This is a genomic window from Chitinophaga sp. (assembly GCF_035564935.1).
In the GTDB taxonomy this organism is placed as follows: Bacteria; Bacteroidota; Bacteroidia; order Chitinophagales; family Chitinophagaceae; genus Chitinophaga.
This window is the reverse complement of the sequence record NZ_DATMTE010001075.1, coordinates 1-2,159: the sequence shown is the minus strand read 5'-3', so window position 1 is coordinate 2,159 and position 2,159 is coordinate 1. Positions and strand designations below refer to the sequence as shown.

General features: G+C 46.0%; 1 protein-coding gene. It reads left to right on the top strand.

Annotation, left to right across the window (positions count from 1 at the left end):
• Window positions 1-199: 199 nt before the first annotated feature.
• Window positions 200-2,159, top strand: a 1,960-nt coding sequence (locus VN105_RS27745) for a SusC/RagA family TonB-linked outer membrane protein (RefSeq protein WP_325646394.1), incomplete at its 3' end; no start/stop codon positions are given.

The window sequence follows — 2,159 nt, the reverse complement described above, 5'->3', positions numbered from 1 at the left end:
TATACATCCCTTACTTAAAACAAAAAGCCAATGATGGGGAAACATCATTGGCCGGGCAGTTTAGGTAACATTCAAAAACAAAGTCTGCACAGACTGCTTATCCAGCACCTAAAACAGTTTCAAAGGTATGACAAAAACTGCTTTTTGTGGATGGTCTACCCATGGGGGTACCCGTCCTTTCACCAAAATCTTGTTAGTGATGAAACTAACTGTATTTTTTCTCACGGTTGCTTTTTTAAATGTAACAGCCAAAGGATTTTCTCAAAATGTCACCTTCTCGGGAAAAAATGTAGCGCTTGAGACAATTTTTTCTGCCGTAAAACAACAAACCGGTTACCTGTTCCTGTACCAGGAAACAGATCTGTCGAAAGCCAAGCCGATTACCGTTCAGGCTACCAATGAGCCGCTTTTGCAGTTTCTTGAAAACGTGTTCCGGAATCAACCTTTAAAATACCTGATCGGAAGTAAAACGATCAGCATCTATCCTGCCGTGCAGCCAACCGCAAATAGCGCCGCTGTGGTTATATCTTCAGATCCGCTTCCCCCGTTTCCTGTGAGCGGTACTATTCTAACCCGCGAGGGCGAGCCTGTTCCCGGCGCCAATGTATTTATCAAAGGAACCAGGACAGGAACTGCCACAAAGGCCGATGGCTCTTTTACCATTAACGCCAATGCAGGCGATATTTTACTGGTAACCAGGATTGGATATGGAAGCATAGAACTAAAGGTAACCTCCGCCACAAATGCCATTGTAGTTGCTTACCCCGAAAGCAAAGCGGGCGGAGTAGCGCTTAAACCGGGAGAATCCGTCCTTTCCGGCGCCGGAGGTTTCAGATTAATACTTCCTCCCTCCGTTTCCAAACTGGACGAAGTGCAGGTGATTGCCTATGGTACCACCACGCAACGCTTTAACACAGGTAACGTTACCAGTATAAAGGCAGAAGAGATAGAAAGACAACCTGTAAGTAATGTGCTCGAAGCATTACAGGGTAATGTACCAGGCCTTTTCATTACCCGTTCCAGTGGCAGCCCTGGCAGCCAGATGAACATTTCCATCCGCCAGCAGCAAACCATTCCGCTGCCTAATGTCGATAAAAGCATGCCGTTATTCATTATTGATGGAGTGCCATTCTCGGAAACACCATTTTCCAGTGCAGGAGCGGTGGGAGCGGTAGATCCCATGAACTCCATTAACCCGGCAGATATCGCGGAGATATCCGTATTGAAAGATGCCGATGCCACTGCTATTTACGGTTCCAGGGGCGCTAATGGCGTTATCCTGGTCACCACTAAAAAAGGTAAAACATCGGAACCACATTTCGATTTCAATATTTATTCAGGCGCCGGCAAAGTAACCAACTATTTACCGGTACTGAACCTTTCTGAATACCTGGCTATGCGCAGAACCGCTTTCGCTAACGATAATGTAACACCTGATTTTTCAAATGCCCCCGATCTCACTGTTTGGGATACTACGAAGTCCAGGGATTTCCAGAAAGATTATATCGGTAACACCGCTAAGCAAACGGAAGTTACAGGCGCGTTTTCAGGGGGGAATCAATATCTGCGGTATCGTTTTTCAAATACTTTCAGGCACGAATCCACAGTATTTCCCGGCGACTGGGGCTACAAGCGTTATTCCTCTCACCTGAGTGTGGATAATACGTCGCGTAACGGCAAATTTACGCTGGGCGTTTCGGCGATGTACACCAAGGAATCCAACAACCAGGTGGCCACAGATATTACCCGTGTTGTGTACATATTGCCGCCCAACTATCCTGTGCATAACCAGGATGGCAGTTTAAACTGGACAGGCGGATTCTCCAATCCTGACTCCTACCTGTTGCAATCGGCTAATTTCAGTTCGAATAATTTATTGGCGAATGCCAGTTTGCGATATAATATACTACCGGGATTAGACGCAAAAGTAAATCTCGGATATAATAAGATCACACAAACAAATGAAACCTATCTTCCTAAAACCTCTCTCGATCCCAGCAGCAGCTCCGGTGAATCAATTGCTACTTATACCTCCGATTATATTGAAAGCTATATTGTAGAGCCTCAACTCACTTACAATAAAACGCTGGGAGAAGGTAAGCTGAGCGTACTGGCAGGAGGAACCTGGCAGCAATCCAGCTTTGCCGAGCCGTATTCTG